Consider the following 19,483-nt stretch of genomic DNA (forward strand, 5'->3'; position numbering starts at 1 on the left):
TGCTTATCTTTAAAACATGAAAAAAGTAATCAGCAGTGCGCTTGTTATTTTGGTTGGCTGGTTTCTGACCGTGCCTACCTTTGGGCAGGGCCAGGGCATCAGCCTGAACAAAATTATAGCGAAGGTCGACAACTACTACGTGCTTCGGTCCGACCTGGAAGAAGCCTACCAGTCGTACGTCGGCCAGAACCAGACGCCCCCGCAAAAATGTCAGTTACTGGAGAGCCTTGTCATTAATAAAATGATGCTGGCAAAAGCCGATATTGACTCGGTGGTGGTTGACGATAAAATCGTAGATAGCGAACTCGACTCGCGGATGCAGTACATGATTCAGCAATTTGGCTCCGACAAAAACATTGTGGAAGCCTATGGCAAAAGTCTGGAAATGCTGAAGAGTGAATTACGGACGCAGGTAAAAGACCAAAAGGTTGTGCAGAAAATGCAGTCTAAAATTACGAGCGATGTGAAGGTAACCCCCCGCGATGTTCGTAAGTTTTTTGACGGAATACCGAAAGACAGTCTGCCGTATATCCCGGCTGAGGTAGAAGTGGGACAGATCGTTCGTTTTGCCAAGCCTACCAAAGAACAAAAGGAAGCGCTCCGCCAGCGACTGCTTGACATCCGGGCTCGTGTTGAGAAAGGAGAAGATTTTGCAAAACTGGCGAAAGAATTCTCGGAAGATGTAGGCTCTGGTCAGAATGGTGGCGACCTGGGCTTTGCCAAACGCGGTGCCATGGTGGCTCCTTTTGAAGGAGCAGCTTTAAAACTGAAACCCGGCCAGATGTCGGATGTGGTTGAATCCGAATTCGGCCTTCACCTGATCATGCTGGTAGAAACCCGCGGGGCAGAATACCGCGCCCGCCACATCCTGCTTCGGCCCGACTACAACCGTCTGGACCTGAGTGGCCCAACGCACTATTTAGACAGTCTGCGTAACCTGATCCAAATCGACTCCCTGAAATTTGAGAAGGCGGCTAAGGAATACTCTGACGATAAAAGCACAGCTGATGCCGGTGGCCTGATTCGGGATGCACAATCGGGAAGCAGCCGATTGGCGATGGATGGCTCCATGGAATACGCCATGTTCCAGATGCTGGACACGATGAAAGTTGGTCAGATTTCTGCCCCGCTACCCTACCGCACAGAAGATGGAAAAAGTGCGGTACGGTTATTGTTCTTTAAGAGTAAGATTGCGCCACACACGGCCGATTTTACCAAAGACTTCGAAAAGTTACAGGCGATTGTACTGAGCAACAAAAAGAACCGCGCCATTGACGACTGGTTCAAAAAGTCAGTTGCCGATGTGTATATTACCGTTGATCCTGAGTTTACCGGCTGTCGAATTTTTGGTACTACCCAGGGCAGCGCGGCCACTTTAAGTGGCGGAAACGAATGATGAATCAAGACAGGGCCGCTTACGCGGTAATGAATTAAGATTTGCAGCATTCGTGCTTTGTATTTCATAATTCATTATTATTCCTGTGCCTTGGCTTTATTCTTCATTTTCATTCATCATACTTAATTGTAAATCCTGTGCCCTACTCATCAGATGTCGCGGCTGCTGAAGCCCTTACAGTCTCCTATCAAAAGTTAAAAACTGAAATTTCAAAAGTCGTTATTGGTCAGGATGACACCGTTCGACTGCTGCTAACCGCCATCTTTTGTCAGGGTCACTGTTTATTGGTAGGTGTACCGGGTCTGGCAAAAACGCTGCTGATTCAAACCATCGCCGGTGCGCTCGACCTGGACTTCAACCGGATCCAGTTTACGCCCGACCTGATGCCATCCGACATTCTGGGCTCCGAGACCCTGGACCAGGAACGTAATTTCAAATTCATCAAAGGTCCGGTATTTGCCAACATTATTCTGGCTGACGAAATAAACCGGACACCACCCAAAACGCAGTCGGCCCTGCTGGAAGCCATGCAGGAGTACTCCGTTACGATTGCGGGCCAGAAGTACCCACTGGGACGTCCATTTTTCGTACTGGCCACCCAGAACCCGATTGAGCAGGAAGGTACTTATCCCCTGCCCGAAGCGCAGCTGGACCGCTTCATGTTCAACATTTACCTTGACTATCCATCGTATCAGTCGGAGCTTGATATCGTAAAAAGCACTACTTCCGACAGGAAGTACGATGTCCAGCGAGTTATTACGGGTGAAGAGATTCGTGAATTCCAGCAATTGGTTCGTCGTGTGCCGGTCGTCGATAACGTGGTTGAATACGCGGTATCGCTGGTACACAAGACCCGTCCGAACACCGAAAAAGGTTCTTCAGACGCCAACTTGTATCTGGAATGGGGTGCAGGGCCACGGGCCTCTCAGGCGCTTATTCTGGCCGCTAAATGTAACGCTCTGCTAAACGGCAAATACTCCCCCGATATTGAAGACGTTCGGGCCGTTGCGCTGCCTATCCTCCGTCACAGGGTGGTACGTAACTTCAAAGCTGAAGCCGAAGGTATTTCGGTTGAAGAGTTGATCAAACGGATGTTGTAAGAAAAGAAAAAAGGAGGAGAGGGAGTAAGGGGAAGAAAGGGAAAAATATGGGCGTTGATAATCCCTTTTCCCTTTCTTCCCCTTACTCCCTCTCCTCCTTTTTCAATCGTCATCGTCTTCCTTGACGTTTGTTTTTCCCAAATAATCTTTGTCGCCTTCGCCCATGCCGGTTGAGCGGTCATCGACGCCTGATGCATCTACATTTTCGGTTTCTTCACTGACCAGGAAACCATCCTGTCCGGAAGGCTGAGGTACGCCGGGTGGTTGCTCTTTGTTTTCCATAACGTGTTGTTGGTGTTGTTTACCATACAACCCAAAAGCAGGCAATGGGTTTTTATAATGCTAAGGTTTCAATCGCCAGGCGGCTTCTTCACTAACCCGAATGCCTACCTCCTGACCGGTTTGGAGGTTCGTGCGAGTTGTCAATAAACGAAGACATACGTAGCGCGACAGTTCCACTTCCAGCTCATAGTGGCTTCCCTTGAAAAATAAAGCCCGGATAGTACCCTTCACACCTTCATCGTCCAGTTGAATTTGTTCGGGCCGCAAGCAAATCAGCTCGTTTGGATTCCCTGTTTCAGGTACGTGTAACACTGTCAGGTGTTTTGCTTTCAGAATATTGACCGGGCCGGTCATACGGGCGGCATAGGCCGTTATCGGCTGGCGGTATACCTGCTCCGGCGATCCGAGCTGTATCAGTTTGCCATCGCGCATGATACCCAGCGAATCGGCAATCGATAAGGCATCCGTCGCGTCGTGGGTTACAAATAAGCAGGCCGTAGGTCTTCCTCCAACCTGCCCCTCGGTGGTTTCAGCATCCTGACGTACCATATCGAACAGCAGATCCCGGACAATAAGGCGATTGGGCAGGTCCAGGTGGCTGAAGGGCTCATCGAGGAGCAAAATGGCAGGTCGGTCGGCAATGGCGCGGGCAATGGCTGTCCGCTGCTTCTCGCCCCCGGATACCTGACGCGGTATTCGATGCTGCACCTCCGTCAGGCGGCAAAGTTTGAGCAATTGATCGACCCGGTACTCCCGATAGCTCTTCTCAAAAAATCGAAGCGCATAGCTTATGTTATCCCGGACGGAAACGTTCGGCATGAGTTGATATTCCTGATGCACCAGCCGGATGTCGTTATGGCCCGGCACCAGAACCTCGGCTGGTCCCGGAACTCGTTTATCATCAAGCCTGACCTCCCCCGTGTCCACATCAGCCAGACCTGCCAACAGATTCAGCAGTGTACTTTTCCCCGACCCACTGGCTCCAACCAGAGCCATGATCTGCCCTGGTGCCAACGTGAACGACACGTTACGAACAGCCGTAACGTCAGCATATATTTTAGAAAGCCTGGTAGCAGTGAGCATGTATTCTGGACCGTCCCGATCGACCGTTAAAGTATATCCCTCGGCCGACCGGGACGGTACTACCTTAAAAAATAAAATTGGTACTTAAAAACGTGGACTGATGGTTTCCGACAATCTCATTCAGAATCTCTTTGTTAGGCCCGGAATCCTTTGTGGCAACAGCCGACCGAATGGAGAACGACCGCAACGCATCTTCAACAGACAGCGTGCCTTCCGCAGAATCTTTACGGCCCGTAAACGGGAATGTATCCGGCCCGCGCTGGCATTGCGCATTGATGTTTACCCGACTCACCAGATTCACTAACGGATCGATAAGGCGGGCTATTTCTGCCGCATCAGAACCAAAAATACTCGCCTGCATACCATGGTCATCGGTAATCAGATACTCGATGAACTCCTCGGTATCGTCATAAATAACGACGGGAATAACCGGCCCGAACTGCTCCTCCCGATACAGCCGCATGCCTTCTTTTACTGGCGAAACAACGGCCGGATAGAAGAGTGACGCAACGGTTTCTCCACCACCCTCGTTAACGATCGAAGCCCCGCCGGCTTTCGCATCCGCGATGATATCGGTTAGATATTGGGTTTTGGTTGGCTCCGGAAGCGGAGTGATCTGGACACCAGCATCCCAGGGCATCCCTGGTTTTAGTTTGCTGACTTCTGCGCCAAACTGCGCCAGGAATTTATCGGCTATCGATCGGTGCGCCCAAATGATCTTGATGGCGGTACACCGTTGTCCATTAAATGAAAGTGTACCCAGCAGGCATTCTTTCACCGCCACACTCAGGTCGGCATCCGGCAGAACGATAGCCGCATTTTTGGCATCCAGACTCATAATGGAGCGTAACCGATTGAGTTTCGGGTGCTGTCGCTGTAGTTCGTCGGCTACCCGGCTGGAGCCAATGAGTGTCAATACATTTACCTTACCAGACTGCATAACGGGCGGAATAACATTTGCCCCGCGGCCATACAACGAGTTAACAACTCCTTTTGGAAAACTGGTCCGAAAAGCCTCCAGCAGTGGATAATGTAAAAGAGAGCCGTGCTTAGGTGTTTTGAACAAAATGGTATTCCCCATTAAAATGGCCGGAATGAGCGTTGTATACGTCTCATTGAGGGGATAATTAAAAGGTCCCATGGCCAGAACAACACCCAGGGGCGACCGGCGAATCTGGCCGATAATCCCTTCTTCGATCCGAAACCTCGACGAGTTCCGGTCCATGGTTTTCAGCGTATCAATCGTGTCGTAGATATAGGTAACCGTGCGATCGAACTCCTTCGTGGCATCGGCAAGATTTTTACCGATCTCCCACATAATCAGGTTTACGACCAGTTTTTTCTGTTCCAGCATCTTCCCGACGAAGGTTTCCATGCAGGCAATACGACCCGCTACCGACATCTGGGGCCACTCACCCCGGCCATTATCATAGGCCGCTACGGCTGCATCCAGTGCTTCGAGGGCCTCTTTAGGTCCCGTAACGGGAAAACTTCCGACCAGTTTACGTTGTAGGGTACCATTAGCATCTGGTAAGCAGACGGGAGAGTATACGTCAGAAACGGCACCATCCCATTGCCGCATCTCGCCGTTGAGCAGGTATTCGCGCTGGTGAATAGGTTCGATTTGATAGTCGGCCGGAACCTGGCTGGCCGAGGGGAAGAGTTGGGTAAGTTCTGAGGTAGTCATGGAGAGGGAATGAATTGGAAAAGAAACGCTGGCAAACGTCGCCATTCGCCCGGCGAATTCCAAAACGGCAGAAAACAAAATTGGGAGTCTCCTTTAAAGAGCCCCCAACGCAAGGATCTATTCAGGTAAATATCTAGGTATACTTCTCTCCTTCTCTCAGATAATCGACGGCTTGTCCAAAACATTTTAAAACAGCATTCTATTCTGATAATCAAACACTTGACAATTTCCATTAGGCCGTTCACTCATTTTTCTAAGCCTTTATAGATGTAGCGAGTTATACAGTCAAACTTACTAATTAAACAAAAACATGGGCAACTTACTATATACCATTGCGGTAATTCTGATCATCATTTGGCTACTGGGATTTTTGGGCGTTTTAGGAACTGGAATTGCCTCTAGCGGCCTTATTCACGTCTTGTTAGTGATTGCAGTTATTGCGATCATCCTCCGTTTAATCCAAGGAAGAGGAGTGTGAGTTTTTAGTTAGCTCAACCAATTGATACACAGAAGCCAGTAACGGAATAAAATCCATTACTGGCTTTTTTTATGTTGGTTAGTCTGCGCACCGCTGTTACTCACTACAGAGACCCGTATTTTCTGATCATATCAATTGTTGACAGGCAGCGAGACCCAAAGCTTGTCCAGCTCTTCGTTGATCATGTGTTTCAATCGGATGAAAGAAATGGTATAATTCGAAACCGTCCCATTCCCGAAATGATCCAGCATATAATCGAATTCGTTCATGCCGGCGGTATTCAGGGCATTCCATGTCTGATAGTATACAGAACAGTCCGCTTCTGACTGGGATATTTCTAGCAATAGAACTTTGATGTTGGTAAACGCAAAAGCGATGGAGGTAGGCCCGTTCTTGGGCGATAAATTTAACAAGGCGTATTGCTCTTGTTTGAGTAGAGTGTGTAAAGAGGACATAGTTTGGTGGGATTGCAAGCCGAATATATTTCTATCAGGATAGTGGCAGCAATGCTTTGCCCCTAATTATATTTAATAGTATATAATTTAAATTAAGTATTTACTTCATATTCATCTTTCCCGAATTATTGAATCTAAATCCTATCTTAAAGTAACGATAATACTATATACAATCATTCTACTATACATTTATACCAACATGTATTAAAGTCATAAACTAGTAAATTTGTTTATGACCATACAGAAGCCGATAAAGGTGCAACTACTAAGAGAGGCCTCTACAGCGTAAAAGCAAAAACCCCTACAAGTTTCTGACGAACAGTTACTTATAGGGGCTTGTTGTACCGGGAGCCGGACTCGAACCGGCATGTCCTTGCAGACAATGGTGTTTGAGACCATCGCGTCTACCGATTCCGCCATCCCGGCGACAGAATCGTCACGCTAAAGCGTGATGCGTTTGTCAAACGTGGGTGCAAAAGTAGGTTTCCTATTCGGCTTGTGCAAATAAAACTTTGCTTAAAATCACTTTTTCTGCGGGTGAAGGTCACTAAATGGTTAGCGGCAATTTTGTTAAATTTACCGGCCTACTCAACCACTCTTTTTCCGTGAACGATACTACAACACTGGCAACACCCTCTGTAACGCTGCTTACCAGTCTGTTAGAAAATTCTCCCTATGGCGTGATTGCCTATGAGGCCGTTCGGGATAATGCCGGTTTGATCATCGATTACAGAACCATTTACTACAACCAGCGGGTACTAGCCATTACAGGTCATACGCATGAAGAGATGACAAAGCAGTGGCTTTTTGAACGAGCTCCTTACGCCCGGGCACAGACAGAAAACTTTCGTCGGGTAGTTGAAGAGCAAATTACGTTTGATATTCAACAGCTTGTTCCGACGCTCAATAGGTGGTTTGCTTTCGAAGACAGGCCGTTGGAAAACGGATTCTTTACAACAATTCGGGATATTGATGACCTGAAGCGTACTGAACTGGCGCTGGAACAACAGAACATCGCTCTTAGGGAGGGCGCTCGCCATACTCGTGAGCAACGACTGCTCCTTAGTAGTGTACTGGATACATCCCTCAATAGCATTACCGTTGAAAAAGCCATTCGGAATGAAACTGACCAAATTATTGACTTCCGGGTCACATTAATGAACAAAGCAGCACTGGCTCTGGGTGGATACACAGAAGAGTATATCTTAAGTCGTCCTGTTAGCCAGCTTAACCCTTTATTTAATTCTTCAGGCTTACTGGCAGAATACTGTACCGTACTTGAAACTGGCCTCCCGTTTAGCGCCGACTTCTTCGTTCAGCCGCTAAACAAGCACCTTTCGCTGCTAGTCACCAAAATGGACGACGACCATGTCATTGTGTTCTTTACGGATATAACACAAAATCAACTGGACGCCAAAGTACTCCAGCAGAAAAACGAGTTACTGGATGGCATTTTACGAACATCTGAAAGTGCCATAATGGTCTGTGAAGCCGTACACGATGATGCAGGCCAACTGATTGACTTCCGGATTATACTGACAAATGAAGCGGCAGTACGGATTGGCGGTCGTTCAGGCCAGGATATTACAGGTCGTTTGTTATCGACCATCAATCCTTAACTAAAAGAAAATGGCCTGTGGGATAAATACTGCTCGGTTTATGAAACCGGCGATCTGTTTAGAGGTAAACATTATTACCCCAATCTGGATAAATGGTTCGACGCCACCATCAGCAAGCTTGGCAATGGCATTGTAGCCACCCTGAACGATATAAGTGAAATATATGCTGTTACCCGACAAATCGAAGAGCAGGCTCAACTTTTTCAGGGTGTTCTGGATAATATATCCAACGGGCTCTCGGTCTTAAAAGTCATACGCGATGAAAGCGGCCACCTCATTGACTTTCAGTACGTCACGGTTAGTCAGGCTGTTTTGACAGATTTGGGTATGACGGCCAACCAGTTGATTGGCCAGTCAATGGTAGCGCTATTCCCGGGTGTCAAACAGACTACTCACTGGCAAGCGTTATCGGCAGCCTTTGTTTCCGGAAAACCTCAACACTTTGAGACTACATATAGCTACAATGGGCATGATCAGTTTACGGACAACTGGATTACCCGTCTTGATGAAGATCGGCTGATTTCAGTGTATTCGATCATTAATGAACAGAAACAGGCTGAATCACTGGCTAAACAGCGGTCGTCCATCCTGCAGAGCGTTCTCGACGGCTGCCAGACCGCCATCGTCCTGTTCGAAGCAATCCGAGACCAGGCCGGTAAAATTATTGATTTCAAATACCTGATTCAGAATGAAGCGAACGCCAGGTTGCTGGGCTACCCGATTTCTGAAACCAATTCAAAAACGATGCTGGAGGTGCTTCCCAATTTAAAGGCATCCGGTATTTTTGATCGCTATGTAGCAGTGACCGAAACGGGGCAGCCTCAACAATTTGAACAGCACTTCACCGACGGCCGGGTGGATGGCTGGTTCAATATATCCATTGTTAAGCAGGACGATGGTTTTGTCGTTGCAGCCAATGATTTAACGTTATTACATCAAACCCTTCAACGCACAGAACAGTTGGTGAGCGAGTTACAACGCTCGAACCATAATTTGGAACAATTCGCTTACGTAGCCAGCCACGACTTGCAGGAACCACTCCGCAAAATTCAGTCATTTGGTAATTTAATCATTGACCTACACGGGCATCATTTACCGGAAGAGGGCCAGATGATGCTTCGCCGTATGCAGTCGGCGGCTGAGCGTATGAGCCAGCTGATCCGCGATTTATTGGCCTACTCAAGGCTAACCGGAGATAAGGACTCCCTTGTTCCTGTTAGGCTGTCAGCGTTGATTGCGGATATTCTGACGGATTTGGAGCTGGTTATCAGGGAGAAGAAAGCACAGCTGACGATCCATACTGATCTGGACGATACGCTTCCAACACTGACTGGCAACCCAATGCAGCTTCGGCAATTATTTCAGAACTTATTGAGCAATGCGTTGAAGTTTGTTCGACCGGGCCTGATTCCGAAGATTTCGATCAACATACAATCAATTACGGCGGATGATGTTCCCATATCCATCCCAAATTGGGCAAAACAGCCCTGGGTTGCGATCAACATCAGCGACAATGGCATTGGATTCGACCAAAAATACAAGGAGCAGATTTTTCAGCTATTTGAGCGTTTACACGGCCGTTCAGAATACACCGGCACAGGAATTGGGCTGGCCATCTGCCGAAAAGTAGCCGAAAATCATGGCGGTACAATCACGGCCCACAGTAAGCCCAATGAAGGGTCGACATTCACCGTGTATTTACCCGCTTAAGCGACCATCCTGACTTAAACCGCCTGTTCCTTCCCCGACCAGCACGCGATGCATACGGTTAGCCTGAAAGTTACTCGTATCGCAACGCGTCAATAGGGTCGAGCTTCGAAGCCCTGACCGCGGGATAAATGCCGGCAAACAAACCAACGGATACGCATACAAGAATACCCAGACCCATCCAGCCCCAGGGAACGATAAATGTCCCTTCCCCCTGGCTAACAACGCCGGCAATCAGGTTACCGATACCAAGTCCCAGTACAATCCCGCCGATTCCACCAAGAATGCAGATGACAATGGCTTCAATAAGAAACTGTTCACGTATACGCTTGGGGGTGGCACCCAATGATTTTCGGATACCGATTTCGCGGGTTCGTTCGGTCACAGACACCAGCATGATGTTGAGCAGGGCGATGGCCGCACCCAGCAACGTAATGAATCCAATACCAAACCCCCCAATGCGCAGATAACCGGTAATGTTTTCCGTTTCTTTGGCTAGGTCGTCAGCGCGTTCAATGTCAAATGAGTCGAGTTGCCCGAGCTGATCATGCCGAACCAGGCGCATAATACCCCGCGCTTCGCCAACGGCTTCGTCCTGGCTTGATACACTTGGAACCGAGGCTGTAATATCAAAGGATAGTTTGCGAGTGCCTGCCAGCGCCCGGGCATTGTCCAGCGGTACCAGAATAATCCGGTCATCTCCCCCACCCGAAAAACCGCCTTTCTTATCCAGCAAGCCAATTATTTTGTACTGACTACCCAGCACGCGAATGACTTGGCCAATGGGGTTTACCTTTTTCTCAAATAAGGTATTCGCGACTTCAATGCCGATAATGGCTACGTTGAGCGAGTGAGTCAGATCGTTCTGCGAAAAATTTCGTCCACTCTGAATCGTAAACGCCTTGACACCCAGATAGGCGTCATCGCCCCCGATAAGCTGAACGTTTGGGTTTGTTTTTTTCGACGCGAACTTTGCCTGAGCGGCCCCCGATACTACCGTTGATATAGCAATGGTTGCGCCGTAAGGAAACCGCCGTTTGAAATTTATAGCGTCGAAATAGTCAATTGGTTTATCCTGCTTTTGCACCCGCCCCCCCCGCCGGAACGCGTCCTGCCGAGCCACAATACTGAATGTATTAGCGCCCAGTCCGGCAAAGCTGCTATCCACCGAACTCTGCAGCCCGTCGATAGCCGTCAGTATGCCTACCAGCGATGTAATGCCAATAGCAATAATGAGTGAGGTCAAAATGGTGCGAAGGCGATTGCTTGCAATGGAGCGCAACCCTTCACGAATATTTTCCAGTAAGTTCATCTATCGAATGTGAAGAATGAAAGAGCGAATGAGTGAAAGAGCGAAATGCGTAAACGTATAGACATGGTTTTCTTCGTTCTTTCACTCATTCGCTCTTTCGCGTATATTTTCTCGCACAATATTTGCCTATATTTCGTTATGACAAAACTACCACAAGCTTTTTTATCGGGGAAACCAATGAAACGCCTGCTGTTACCGCTTATACTAATTCTCACGCTGACGGGTCAGGTGTGGGCGTCCAAGATTCTGATTCCAATGGATGATTCCCAAAAGAATCATTTAAAAGCCTATGGTATTGCCTTTTGGGTGCTGAAAACGCACGATACCGAAATCGACTGGCTCCTGAATTACCGGGGGGGCTCGTTCATGATGCCCCAAAGCCAGCAGTTTATCAACGAGATGGTGATTCGGGGGGTGAGCTACGAAGTTATTTCGGATGCGCAATCGGCCCAGATCCTATCAGAGGTGTCGGCGCCTGATGCGAATATGGACGCCGTCAAATTGCAAAAGCCCCCGAAAGTAGCCGTCTATTCCCCTAAAACAAAACAACCCTGGGATGATGCCGTAACGATGGTCATGTCGTATGCAGAAATCCCTTATGATGTTGTCTTCGATGAAGAGGTGATGAATGGTAAGTTGCCCGAATACGACTGGCTGCACCTTCACCATGAGGACTTTACGGGACAGTACGGGAAATTTTTCCACTTTAAAGACCAACCCTGGTACATTGCCCAGAAACAGGAGGCCGAAAATATTACCCGCAAATTTGGCTTCACCAAAGTGCCTCAGCTGAAGCTGGCCGTATCGCAGAAGATCCGGGATTTCGTTCTCGGTGGCGGTTACCTGTTTGCCATGTGCAACGCAACCGACACCTACGACATCGCCCTGGCGTCGCACAACACCGATATTGTCGACTCCTTCTACGATGGCGACCCCGCCGATCCAAACGCCAACAATAAACTGGATTATAGCCAGACGCTGGCCTTCAGAAACTTTCAGGTGTATACGAACCCATACCTGATTGAATTTTCGAACATTGACAACCAACCGGATGAACGGGGCCTGAGCGAACATAATGACTACTTTACCCTGTTCCAGTTTTCGGCCAAATATGACCCGATTCCAACGATGCTGACGCAAAATCACGCCAACGTCATCAAGGGATTTATGGGCCAGACAACAGCGTTCAAGAAAAACTACATCAAGCCCGAAGTGGTCATTATGGCCGAGAATCGGGCAGCGGGCGAAGCCCGGTATATTCACGCACCCTACGGCCGGGGTTTCTTCACGTTCTACGGCGGGCATGACCCGGAAGATTACCGGCACGAGATCGGCGAAGAACCGACCGATTTAAACCTGCACCCAAATTCCGCCGGTTACCGTCTGATTCTTAACAACATTCTCTTCCCCGCAGCGAAGAAAAAGAAGCAGAAAACCTGAGAATTCATATGAATTCGACAAGCAAATGGGGTCGTGTCTGATTGAACTATCAGACACGACCCCATTTGCTTGTAAAGCATTATTGATTATCGAACCAATCTGCTACCATTTCTTCAGGGTTTTTGCTTTCTAACTTTCGCTCCAGATCGTCGGGTAGTTTGGGGAAGAAGTCAATGCCCGTCAATTGCTCAATTCGGTCGACGGGTACGACGAATTTTGTCAACGATTCGTTGGATGCTTCATTATCCAGCAAAAAGCCAATCATTCGAATTTCGGGCTTGTTGCAGAACAACAGTACCTTATAAAATTTTCCGGGTACACTCACCTCATTTGTCTTGCCAATTGTGGGTAAGCCAGACGTTAAAACCGCGCCGGTGATCACATAAATACCTTTATCGCGAATGGCCCAGGTGCGTACCAGTTCCTCCAGTTCTTTCCAGATGCCCCGGTTGAATTCGGGCGCCTGAGGAGTTATGTTACTCATGAAGAAGGTTTCCCGCATCATTCGCTGCGAGAATTTGAAGTCACCGGCGGGTGCCAGATGGCCCCGGTCATAACCCGAACGCGTATAATCTGACGGTAGGGCCGTACCGTTCTCAACAGACGGGTCAGGTTTAAACTGCTCATATTTCCGGTCGGCATCGCCAGTAGTCTCGTAGGCGAGTAAGGGGTAAGCAACCCAATCGGCATCTTTATATTGATCACGGTAGCGGAGCGTATAGCCTTCATGCCGCACAATCTCATCGCCCGGTTTAACAGCCGGCAGAATGAAATCGACCTGTTTCTCGAAATCAAAGCGGGTATTCCCCGACGTTGCTGTGGAAGGCGCACCGGTTGGGTCAGGTTCGTTTGTTCGGGAATCACTGGCCTCGCTCTCCTCGGGCTGCGATCCACCACGCCGGTCGTCGGTAGCCTCATCGGGCTCGGGAGCTTTGTACGGATTATCGGTACGCGTGTCAGCCCGCGACCGTCCTATACCAATGAGTTCGCGAACATCATTCCAGAAAGCCACTACCGGCTGGGTGCGGCCGCCATAGTGCAGAAACAGGCCGATCAGGAAAAAGATAAACAGCAACACCAGGGTGTTGCCGCGTAGCCGAAATCCCCGGCGAGCATATTTTTTGGTCGAAAAGCGAGGGTTGAAGAACATGCGGGTAAAGTTACATCGTTTTTGTCATGCTGACGAAGGAAGCATCTTAATGCTGTACCTTAAAGGTTACTTCCTTCATCAGCACAGCAAAACACCCTGAACCGTAAATGAAAAACCGCTGTTAAAAAATCATGTCATCGTTATCTATTGTCGTTATTGGCGGAGGTGCCGCCGGTTTTTTCGGGGCCATTACAGCTGCTGAAACCTTCCCGGAAGCCACCGTTACCATTCTGGAAAAAACCCGCACTGTCCTTAACAAAGTCCGTATTTCGGGCGGTGGCCGTTGCAATGTTACGCATGCCTGTTTCGATAATCGATTGCTGGTCAAGCATTATCCACGAGGAGAAAAGCCCCTGCGTCCGTTACTGAATCTGTTCGACGCTACGGCTACTGTGGCCTGGTTCGAAAAACGCGGTGTGACCCTGAAAACAGAAGCCGATGGGCGCATGTTTCCCAGTACCAATACCTCCGATACCATTGTCAACTGTTTGTTTGAAACGGCCCGCCGATTAAATGTCCGGATTCGCACGAGTTGTGGTGTCAGCTCGCTCCTGCCTACTCAGGATGGTCGCTGGCAATTGCATTTACTCACCGATGAGATCATTGACGCCGATCGGGTGCTGATTGCTACGGGCGGCTTTCCCAAAGTGGAAGGATACGATTGGTTACCCGCCCAAAGCGAGCCCACTCAATCGCCGGTTCCATCACTGTTTACGTTTAACGTACCCGATAGCCCGCTGTTACCTCTGGCGGGTGTGTCCGTACCGGACGCGCGTGTGTCGATCATCGGCACAAAACAGGAACAGCGCGGGCCTTTGCTCATTACTCACTGGGGATTCAGCGGCCCTGCCGTACTTCGTTTGTCGGCCTGGGCGGCCCGCGATCTGGCCAATATCGACTATCGATTTACGCTGCGGGTAAACTGGACACCAACGCTCAACGAAAATGAATTACGGGCGGCTCTTCAGGATTTCCGGCAGCAGAATGGCCGCAAACAGGTCGTTTCACAGAATCCGTTCGGCTTGCCTTCCCGCCTTTGGCAGGCACTAACCACCGAATCGGGTATTTCAGAAACGCAGCGCTGGGCCGACCTTCCCGCCAAACCCCTCAACCGACTGTCTGAACGACTGACCAACAGCCAGTTTCAGGTCGTTGGCAAAAGTACCTTCAAAGAGGAGTTCGTGACCTGTGGCGGCATTTCGTTTGGCAGCCTGAACGCGCAAACGCTCGAAAGCAAAGCACACCCGGGTCTGTTCTTCGCCGGAGAGGTTCTGGATATAGATGGCATTACGGGCGGCTTCAACTTCCAAAGCGCCTGGACTACAGGCTTTGTAGCCGGGATGGCCATTGGTTTATAATGAATTTGTTTCGTTGAATGGCTCTACATTAGTTAGATTGCAGTTAAGTCTACACACAGATTTTTAGGTTAATTAGCTGGCCGACAAAAAGGTTTAACCACAGAGGCACAAAGAGCACAGAGGTTGATAGGGAAAAAAGTCCCGCTATCAACCTCTGTGCTCTTTGTGCCTCTGTGGTTAAAAAATACTGTGTTGCACTTGCATTCTAGGATTAAGTTGCCCCAAGATCGTAAATACAGTATAACACAACGAAATAGCTTGACTAGACGTCTCTTTGTAGTATGCTTCTCACGGCCTCTTCGTCTCGCTTCAGCTGGGCAACCAGGGCTGGTAAGCCGTCAAATTTCTGCTCAGGGCGCAGAAATTCTTTGAAGCGAAGGGTCATGTGTTCGCCGTAAATGTCTTTGTCGAAATCAAAAATATAGGTTTCAATCGTCTGATTCGTTCCCGCCACAGTAGGCCGGAAACCAATGTTCAACATTCCGCTTAACATTTGGCCTCCATACTCAACCGATACGGCATAAACGCCATTGGCAGGAATGAGTTTGGACGCATCATCTACCTGCATATTTGCCGTCGGGAAACCAATCGTTCGGCCCAACTGCCGGCCTTTCACGATGGTGCCTGTCAGGCTGTAAGGTCGACCCAGGAACAGGTTCGCGGTGTGTATGTTGCCTTCATTGAGCGCGGCCCGAATCTTGGATGAACTAACGCCTACCGCTTCTACATCCTGCCGTGGAATCTCCTCTACCTCAAAGCCGTACTCGGTCTGATGTGCCTTTATGTAATCGAAGCCCCCTTCCCGATCGCGTCCAAAGCGATGGTCATAGCCGATCACCAGCTTTTTGGTCCCGATCTTTTCCATGAGAATCTGCCGGACATATTCCTCTGAAGTCAATTCGGAAAACGAACGGGTAAACGGAATTACGATCAGATGATCGACACCCGCCTGGTCCAGCAGTTCGATCTTTTCATCCAGAGTGGTCAGCAACTTTAGGTTCTGGCTGTCGTTCGACACAACCGTGCGTGGGTGCGGCCAGTAGGTAATCAGAACAGACTCCCCCCCGCTGGCCTGGGCAACTTCCGTCAGGCGAGCTAAAATTGTCTGATGTCCACGGTGAACCCCATCAAATGTGCCGCTTGTTACCACGGCGTTTGGCAGGGGTTGAATGTCATCGAGGCCTTTATAAATAATCATTCGTTCGTTGGTAGAGGGTCAGGCAACGAAGCACGATGCATGACAATAAACTGCTCAATGGTGGCGGCATCTTCCACCCGAAAATCACCGATACGGGTTCTGCGTAACTGGCTCATATAAGCGCCATTGTTAAGCAACAAGCCCAGATCGCGTACCAGACTGCGAATATAAGTCCCTTTTGAACACACGATACGAAAATCGACCTCCGGAAATCGTTCGGTATTCACCTCAAAGACCGACACCGTCACCTGGCGGGATTTAATACCCCCCTCCATCCCTTCGGCGGTTTCGCCCCGGCGCGCTTTTTCATACAACCGCTCGCCGTTGACCCGAATAGCGGAATAGATGGGTGGCACCTGCAAAATATTCCCCGTTAGTTGTTGGGCCGCTTCTTCTATTTGTTCGGCAGTAATATCGGTGGTGTCAAACTCGGCATCGACAGCGGTTTCGAGGTCGACAGAAGGCGTCGTTTTGCCAAGCACCAGTGTGCCGGTGTATTCTTTTTCCTGAGCCTGGTACTGATCGATCTGCTTGGTCATTTTACCCGTGCAGAGTATAAGCAAGCCCGTTGCCAGCGGATCGAGCGTACCGGCATGGCCGATCTTCTTGAATTTACAGGCGTATTTCAGCTTGTTAGCCACATCGAACGAAGTCCAGGTGAGTGGCTTGTCGATCAGGATCACCTGACCGGGATCTGGCATAGGTTGATTTTGTTGGGACACAGCGATACGCAGAGAAGCACGGAAGTACACGGCAAAAAAATGAAAGTAGAATTGCGGTGTATCTCCGTGGAAAAAATAAGTTATAGCACGTCCAGCTTCACGCCAGCCGCCATCAGGCCCAGTAGAAGCAAGCCCAGCGCAATGCGGTAATAGCCAAATACTTTAAAGCCGTATTTATTCAGGAAGCCAACGAATCCCCGAATGGCCAGCAAGCCGACCACGAAGGCAATGGCGTTGCCGATCAGTAGGGTTTGTATGTCGCCGGGTTGAAGCAGTTTGTACGTTTTGAGGAGTTTATACCCTGATGCAGCGGCCATGGTAGGCACGGCCAGGAAAAAGGAAAATTCAGCGGCCTGCGTTCGGCTCAATCCCTGAAAAACTCCACCAATGATGGTAGCGGCCGAGCGCGAAACACCCGGAATCATGGCAATGCACTGGAAGAAACCTATACGAAGCGCATCCGGTACGGTTACTTCGCCATCTTTCGGTTGCCGGTTGATAATCCGATCGATAAATACCAGCACAATCCCCCCTACCAACAGCGAAATAGCCACGGTAGTGATGCTTTCGAGTAGTGAATCAATAAAATCATTCAGGAGAAGTCCGATTACCGCAGCCGGCAGGAAGGCAATCAATATTTTGCTATAAAAATCAGCCATTGGCTGAAAACGAACGGGGAGCGATTTCAGATAGCCGGGGACGACAAACGTACCCGTGCGGGTATCGGTCATAAACCGACGATGATACATGACCAGTACGGAGAGAATGCAGCCAAACTGCACATCAACTGTATAGAGTTTCGTGAATTCGTTTCCGGCAATACCTGCCAATGAAGAGTAGATAATCATGTGACCCGTCGAAGAAACCGGTAAGAATTCGGTTAGCCCTTCGATGATAGCCAGCGCAATAGCATGAATAAGATCCATTAAATAAAGTATAGAGTTATAATACGGTCCGCCGTAGTAGTTATAAAGTTGCAAAGTTACTTGTCAAAACTTTATAACAGCTACGGCGGACCGTATTACCACTCGACAACTTATTCTACCGACTACGCCTTGGGGCGGGCCAGGATCGCGAAGAATTCAAGAACAAAGCCACTCATTACCACCAATGGACCAAGTGTCAGGCCCAGAAAGCCAAAACCAAACTCTTCTTTATCGAGACTCATGATGAAGAATCCGGCCAGAATAACACCAATGCCGATCAGCATGAGCGTGTAATTCTGTCGGCCAAATGGTAAGGCCGCTGCGGTATCCCGGCGAACCGGATCAGCGATCGACGACCGGGTTGGCACCGTTTTAACCGGTGGTACCGTAGTCGTTGTTGCCGCTATTTTTGGAGCTGGTTGGTCGCGGGTCAATGTCGACGGGCCAGCTGGTTTATCTTTTGCCATGTTCGTTCGTCAGTTATGCTTTTTGTGTAACCTTAAAATCGACTTGTAGTTTTGCTTTCGTTCGCTCCTGACGATCGAAAACGCTTATTATCAACAGCAACGGCTCTTAATAAAGCTCGTCCAGCGTTAGTCCCAGATACCGGTTAACGGCCTGAAACGTACTCAGAAAACCAATTAAAACACCCAGACCAACAATACCGGCCATCAGGAATATCATTTTCTCGGTATCCTGAAAGGTGCCCAGCTCCGGCAGGTTATGAATGGCGATCTGCAATCCGGCCAGCAGTAAAATCACCGCTATAACACCTGCCAGGAAGCCCTGCCACATACCGCGCCCTAAAAAAGGCCGGGTAATAAATCCATTGGTGGCCCCAACCAACTGCATACTCCGGATGAGGAGTCGCTGCGAATGAAGCGCCAGCCGAATGGTGTTATTCATTAACACCACAATAATTAACAGCAGGATCAGCGCAAAAGCCGACATCACCGCGTAGATCTTCGTGATGTTCCGGTTGATATTATCGACCAGATTTTCCTGATAGACAACTTCGAAAACACCGTCGATCTCTTCCAGATTCTGCTTTACCTGCTGAAGCTTGGCTTCCTCGAAGTACCCTTCACTAAGCTTGATCCGGTAGCTGTCGTGCAGTGGATTTTCGCCCAGAAACTTCGAGAAGTCCTCCTTCGTCTCCGCAATGAACTCCTTGGCCGCTTCGTCTTTCGTGACCAGGCTGATTTGTGGTACGCCGTTGACCTTCAGAATATAAGGCTGTTCGGCAATGGTCTCAAATAGTTTCGTACTCTTTTTGGGCGTAAGGTCTTTATCCAGAAACGCCCGCACTTCGTAGTTCTCGCGAATGTAAGTGACCAGCTTTTTAGACTGGATAGCGAGCATTCCACAGAAACCAATTAAAAACAACGCCAGCGTCAGACTGAATAAAATCATGCCACTGGGATACGCACCTACTTTTTTCTTGTTACGAGCCATTTAGCGGGTTCGTGTTATTGAGACAAAAATAATAGATTCAACCGGGGAAAGGTCGAATTTAACATAATTTAAAGACAAACAGGCAAAGGGAGTATATGGCACTGGGTTACCGAAC

18 protein-coding genes and 1 tRNA gene are annotated in these 19,483 nt (G+C 49.0%); 7 read left to right on the forward strand and 12 right to left on the reverse strand.

Annotation, left to right across the window (positions count from 1 at the left end):
• The first annotated feature begins 16 nt into the window (after nt 1-16).
• Nucleotides 17-1,396, forward strand: coding sequence for a peptidylprolyl isomerase (locus ACYVK4_RS20265; protein WP_461129346.1), 1,380 nt, complete (start codon nt 17-19; stop codon nt 1,394-1,396).
• 137 nt (nt 1,397-1,533) lie between these two features.
• Nucleotides 1,534-2,496 (forward strand): AAA family ATPase, encoded by a 963-nt coding sequence (locus ACYVK4_RS20270; RefSeq protein WP_461129347.1) that lies wholly within the window; start codon nt 1,534-1,536, stop codon nt 2,494-2,496.
• A gap of 102 nt (nt 2,497-2,598) precedes the next feature.
• Here ACYVK4_RS20270 and ACYVK4_RS20275 read toward each other — a convergent pair whose 3' ends face one another.
• From ACYVK4_RS20275 to ACYVK4_RS20285, 3 genes are all read right to left on the reverse strand, one after another.
• Nucleotides 2,599-2,778, reverse strand: coding sequence for a hypothetical protein (locus ACYVK4_RS20275; protein ID WP_461129348.1), 180 nt, complete (start codon nt 2,776-2,778; stop codon nt 2,599-2,601).
• 60 nt (nt 2,779-2,838) lie between these two features.
• Nucleotides 2,839-3,861 carry an ABC transporter ATP-binding protein gene (locus ACYVK4_RS20280; protein WP_461129349.1) on the reverse strand — a complete coding sequence of 341 codons (1,023 nt, stop codon included), beginning with the start codon at nt 3,859-3,861 and terminating at the stop codon, nt 2,839-2,841.
• 64 nt (nt 3,862-3,925) lie between these two features.
• Entirely contained in the window at nt 3,926-5,548 is a 1,623-nt protein-coding gene (locus ACYVK4_RS20285; RefSeq protein WP_461129350.1) for an NADP-dependent glyceraldehyde-3-phosphate dehydrogenase, read from the reverse strand.
• A 310-nt stretch (nt 5,549-5,858) separates the two neighbouring features.
• Between ACYVK4_RS20285 and ACYVK4_RS20290 the strand changes: the two genes are divergently transcribed.
• A complete protein-coding gene (locus tag ACYVK4_RS20290) occupies nt 5,859-6,026 on the forward strand; it encodes a lmo0937 family membrane protein (protein WP_012925412.1) in 168 nt (55 codons plus the stop codon).
• A gap of 131 nt (nt 6,027-6,157) precedes the next feature.
• On the opposite strand, the gene ACYVK4_RS20295 is transcribed toward ACYVK4_RS20290, so the two are convergent.
• Nucleotides 6,158-6,481: a hypothetical protein gene (locus ACYVK4_RS20295; protein WP_461129351.1), complete on the reverse strand. Its 324-nt coding sequence runs from the start codon at nt 6,479-6,481 to the stop codon at nt 6,158-6,160.
• Nucleotides 6,482-6,823: 342 nt separating this feature from the next.
• A tRNA-Leu gene (locus tag ACYVK4_RS20300) sits at nt 6,824-6,907 on the reverse strand.
• A gap of 179 nt (nt 6,908-7,086) precedes the next feature.
• Here ACYVK4_RS20300 and ACYVK4_RS20305 point away from each other — a divergent pair.
• Nucleotides 7,087-8,100, forward strand: coding sequence for a PAS domain-containing protein (locus ACYVK4_RS20305; RefSeq protein ID WP_461129352.1), 1,014 nt, complete (start codon nt 7,087-7,089; stop codon nt 8,098-8,100).
• Between the two features lie 327 nt (nt 8,101-8,427).
• Nucleotides 8,428-9,810, forward strand: coding sequence for a sensor histidine kinase (locus ACYVK4_RS20310; protein WP_461129353.1), 1,383 nt, complete (start codon nt 8,428-8,430; stop codon nt 9,808-9,810).
• A gap of 70 nt (nt 9,811-9,880) precedes the next feature.
• On the opposite strand, the gene ACYVK4_RS20315 is transcribed toward ACYVK4_RS20310, so the two are convergent.
• A complete protein-coding gene (locus tag ACYVK4_RS20315; RefSeq protein WP_461129354.1) occupies nt 9,881-11,119 on the reverse strand; it encodes an ABC transporter permease in 1,239 nt (412 codons plus the stop codon).
• Between the two features lie 177 nt (nt 11,120-11,296).
• On the opposite strand from ACYVK4_RS20315, the gene ACYVK4_RS20320 reads away from it, so the two are divergent.
• On the forward strand, nt 11,297-12,559 hold the full coding sequence (locus ACYVK4_RS20320) for an asparagine synthetase B (RefSeq protein WP_461129622.1): 1,263 nt from the start codon (nt 11,297-11,299) through the stop codon (nt 12,557-12,559).
• Nucleotides 12,560-12,638: 79 nt separating this feature from the next.
• On the opposite strand, the gene ACYVK4_RS20325 is transcribed toward ACYVK4_RS20320, so the two are convergent.
• A complete protein-coding gene (locus ACYVK4_RS20325) occupies nt 12,639-13,709 on the reverse strand; it encodes a DNA/RNA non-specific endonuclease (protein ID WP_461129355.1) in 1,071 nt (356 codons plus the stop codon).
• A 131-nt stretch (nt 13,710-13,840) separates the two neighbouring features.
• On the opposite strand from ACYVK4_RS20325, the gene ACYVK4_RS20330 reads away from it, so the two are divergent.
• Nucleotides 13,841-15,067, forward strand: coding sequence for a BaiN/RdsA family NAD(P)/FAD-dependent oxidoreductase (locus tag ACYVK4_RS20330; protein WP_461129356.1), 1,227 nt, complete (start codon nt 13,841-13,843; stop codon nt 15,065-15,067).
• Between the two features lie 262 nt (nt 15,068-15,329).
• Here ACYVK4_RS20330 and ACYVK4_RS20335 read toward each other — a convergent pair whose 3' ends face one another.
• The 5 genes from ACYVK4_RS20335 to ACYVK4_RS20355 all read right to left on the reverse strand — a co-directional run bounded on the left by ACYVK4_RS20335 (nt 15,330) and on the right by ACYVK4_RS20355 (nt 19,368).
• Nucleotides 15,330-16,265, reverse strand: a complete 936-nt coding sequence (locus ACYVK4_RS20335) for a bifunctional riboflavin kinase/FAD synthetase (protein WP_461129357.1) — start codon at nt 16,263-16,265, stop codon at nt 15,330-15,332.
• A complete protein-coding gene (gene truB / locus ACYVK4_RS20340) occupies nt 16,262-16,966 on the reverse strand; it encodes a tRNA pseudouridine(55) synthase TruB (protein WP_461129358.1) in 705 nt (234 codons plus the stop codon). Before truB ends, ACYVK4_RS20335 begins: the two co-directional genes overlap by 4 nt.
• Nucleotides 16,967-17,067: 101 nt before the next feature.
• Nucleotides 17,068-17,913, reverse strand: a complete 846-nt coding sequence (locus ACYVK4_RS20345) for an undecaprenyl-diphosphate phosphatase (RefSeq protein WP_461129359.1) — start codon at nt 17,911-17,913, stop codon at nt 17,068-17,070.
• A 122-nt stretch (nt 17,914-18,035) separates the two neighbouring features.
• Nucleotides 18,036-18,380 (reverse strand): DUF3098 domain-containing protein, encoded by a 345-nt coding sequence (locus ACYVK4_RS20350; protein ID WP_461129360.1) that lies wholly within the window; start codon nt 18,378-18,380, stop codon nt 18,036-18,038.
• A 106-nt stretch (nt 18,381-18,486) separates the two neighbouring features.
• Entirely contained in the window at nt 18,487-19,368 is an 882-nt protein-coding gene (locus ACYVK4_RS20355) for a cell division protein FtsX (RefSeq protein WP_461129361.1), read from the reverse strand.
• Nucleotides 19,369-19,483: the final 115 nt, after the last annotated feature.

This window comes from Spirosoma aerophilum (assembly GCF_054782495.1).

What these genes read in the sequence shown, in the direction of transcription:
- ACYVK4_RS20325 (WP_461129355.1), bottom strand. Translation starts at nt 13,709, where the DNA reads ATGTTCTTCAACCCTCGCTTTTCGACCAAAAAATATGCTCGCCGGGGA.
- truB (WP_461129358.1), bottom strand. Translation starts at nt 16,966, where the DNA reads ATGCCAGATCCCGGTCAGGTGATCCTGATCGACAAGCCACTCACCTGG.
- ACYVK4_RS20310 (WP_461129353.1), top strand. Translation starts at nt 8,428, where the DNA reads ATGACGGCCAACCAGTTGATTGGCCAGTCAATGGTAGCGCTATTCCCG.
- ACYVK4_RS20285 (WP_461129350.1), bottom strand. Translation starts at nt 5,548, where the DNA reads ATGACTACCTCAGAACTTACCCAACTCTTCCCCTCGGCCAGCCAGGTT.
- ACYVK4_RS20335 (WP_461129357.1), bottom strand. Translation starts at nt 16,265, where the DNA reads ATGATTATTTATAAAGGCCTCGATGACATTCAACCCCTGCCAAACGCC.
- ACYVK4_RS20345 (WP_461129359.1), bottom strand. Translation starts at nt 17,913, where the DNA reads ATGGATCTTATTCATGCTATTGCGCTGGCTATCATCGAAGGGCTAACC.
- ACYVK4_RS20265 (WP_461129346.1), top strand. Translation starts at nt 17, where the DNA reads ATGAAAAAAGTAATCAGCAGTGCGCTTGTTATTTTGGTTGGCTGGTTT.
- ACYVK4_RS20315 (WP_461129354.1), bottom strand. Translation starts at nt 11,119, where the DNA reads ATGAACTTACTGGAAAATATTCGTGAAGGGTTGCGCTCCATTGCAAGC.
- ACYVK4_RS20355 (WP_461129361.1), bottom strand. Translation starts at nt 19,368, where the DNA reads ATGGCTCGTAACAAGAAAAAAGTAGGTGCGTATCCCAGTGGCATGATT.
- ACYVK4_RS20295 (WP_461129351.1), bottom strand. Translation starts at nt 6,481, where the DNA reads ATGTCCTCTTTACACACTCTACTCAAACAAGAGCAATACGCCTTGTTA.
- ACYVK4_RS20350 (WP_461129360.1), bottom strand. Translation starts at nt 18,380, where the DNA reads ATGGCAAAAGATAAACCAGCTGGCCCGTCGACATTGACCCGCGACCAA.
- ACYVK4_RS20290 (WP_012925412.1), top strand. Translation starts at nt 5,859, where the DNA reads ATGGGCAACTTACTATATACCATTGCGGTAATTCTGATCATCATTTGG.
- ACYVK4_RS20330 (WP_461129356.1), top strand. Translation starts at nt 13,841, where the DNA reads ATGTCATCGTTATCTATTGTCGTTATTGGCGGAGGTGCCGCCGGTTTT.
- ACYVK4_RS20280 (WP_461129349.1), bottom strand. Translation starts at nt 3,861, where the DNA reads ATGCTCACTGCTACCAGGCTTTCTAAAATATATGCTGACGTTACGGCT.
- ACYVK4_RS20320 (WP_461129622.1), top strand. Translation starts at nt 11,297, where the DNA reads ATGAAACGCCTGCTGTTACCGCTTATACTAATTCTCACGCTGACGGGT.
- ACYVK4_RS20275 (WP_461129348.1), bottom strand. Translation starts at nt 2,778, where the DNA reads ATGGAAAACAAAGAGCAACCACCCGGCGTACCTCAGCCTTCCGGACAG.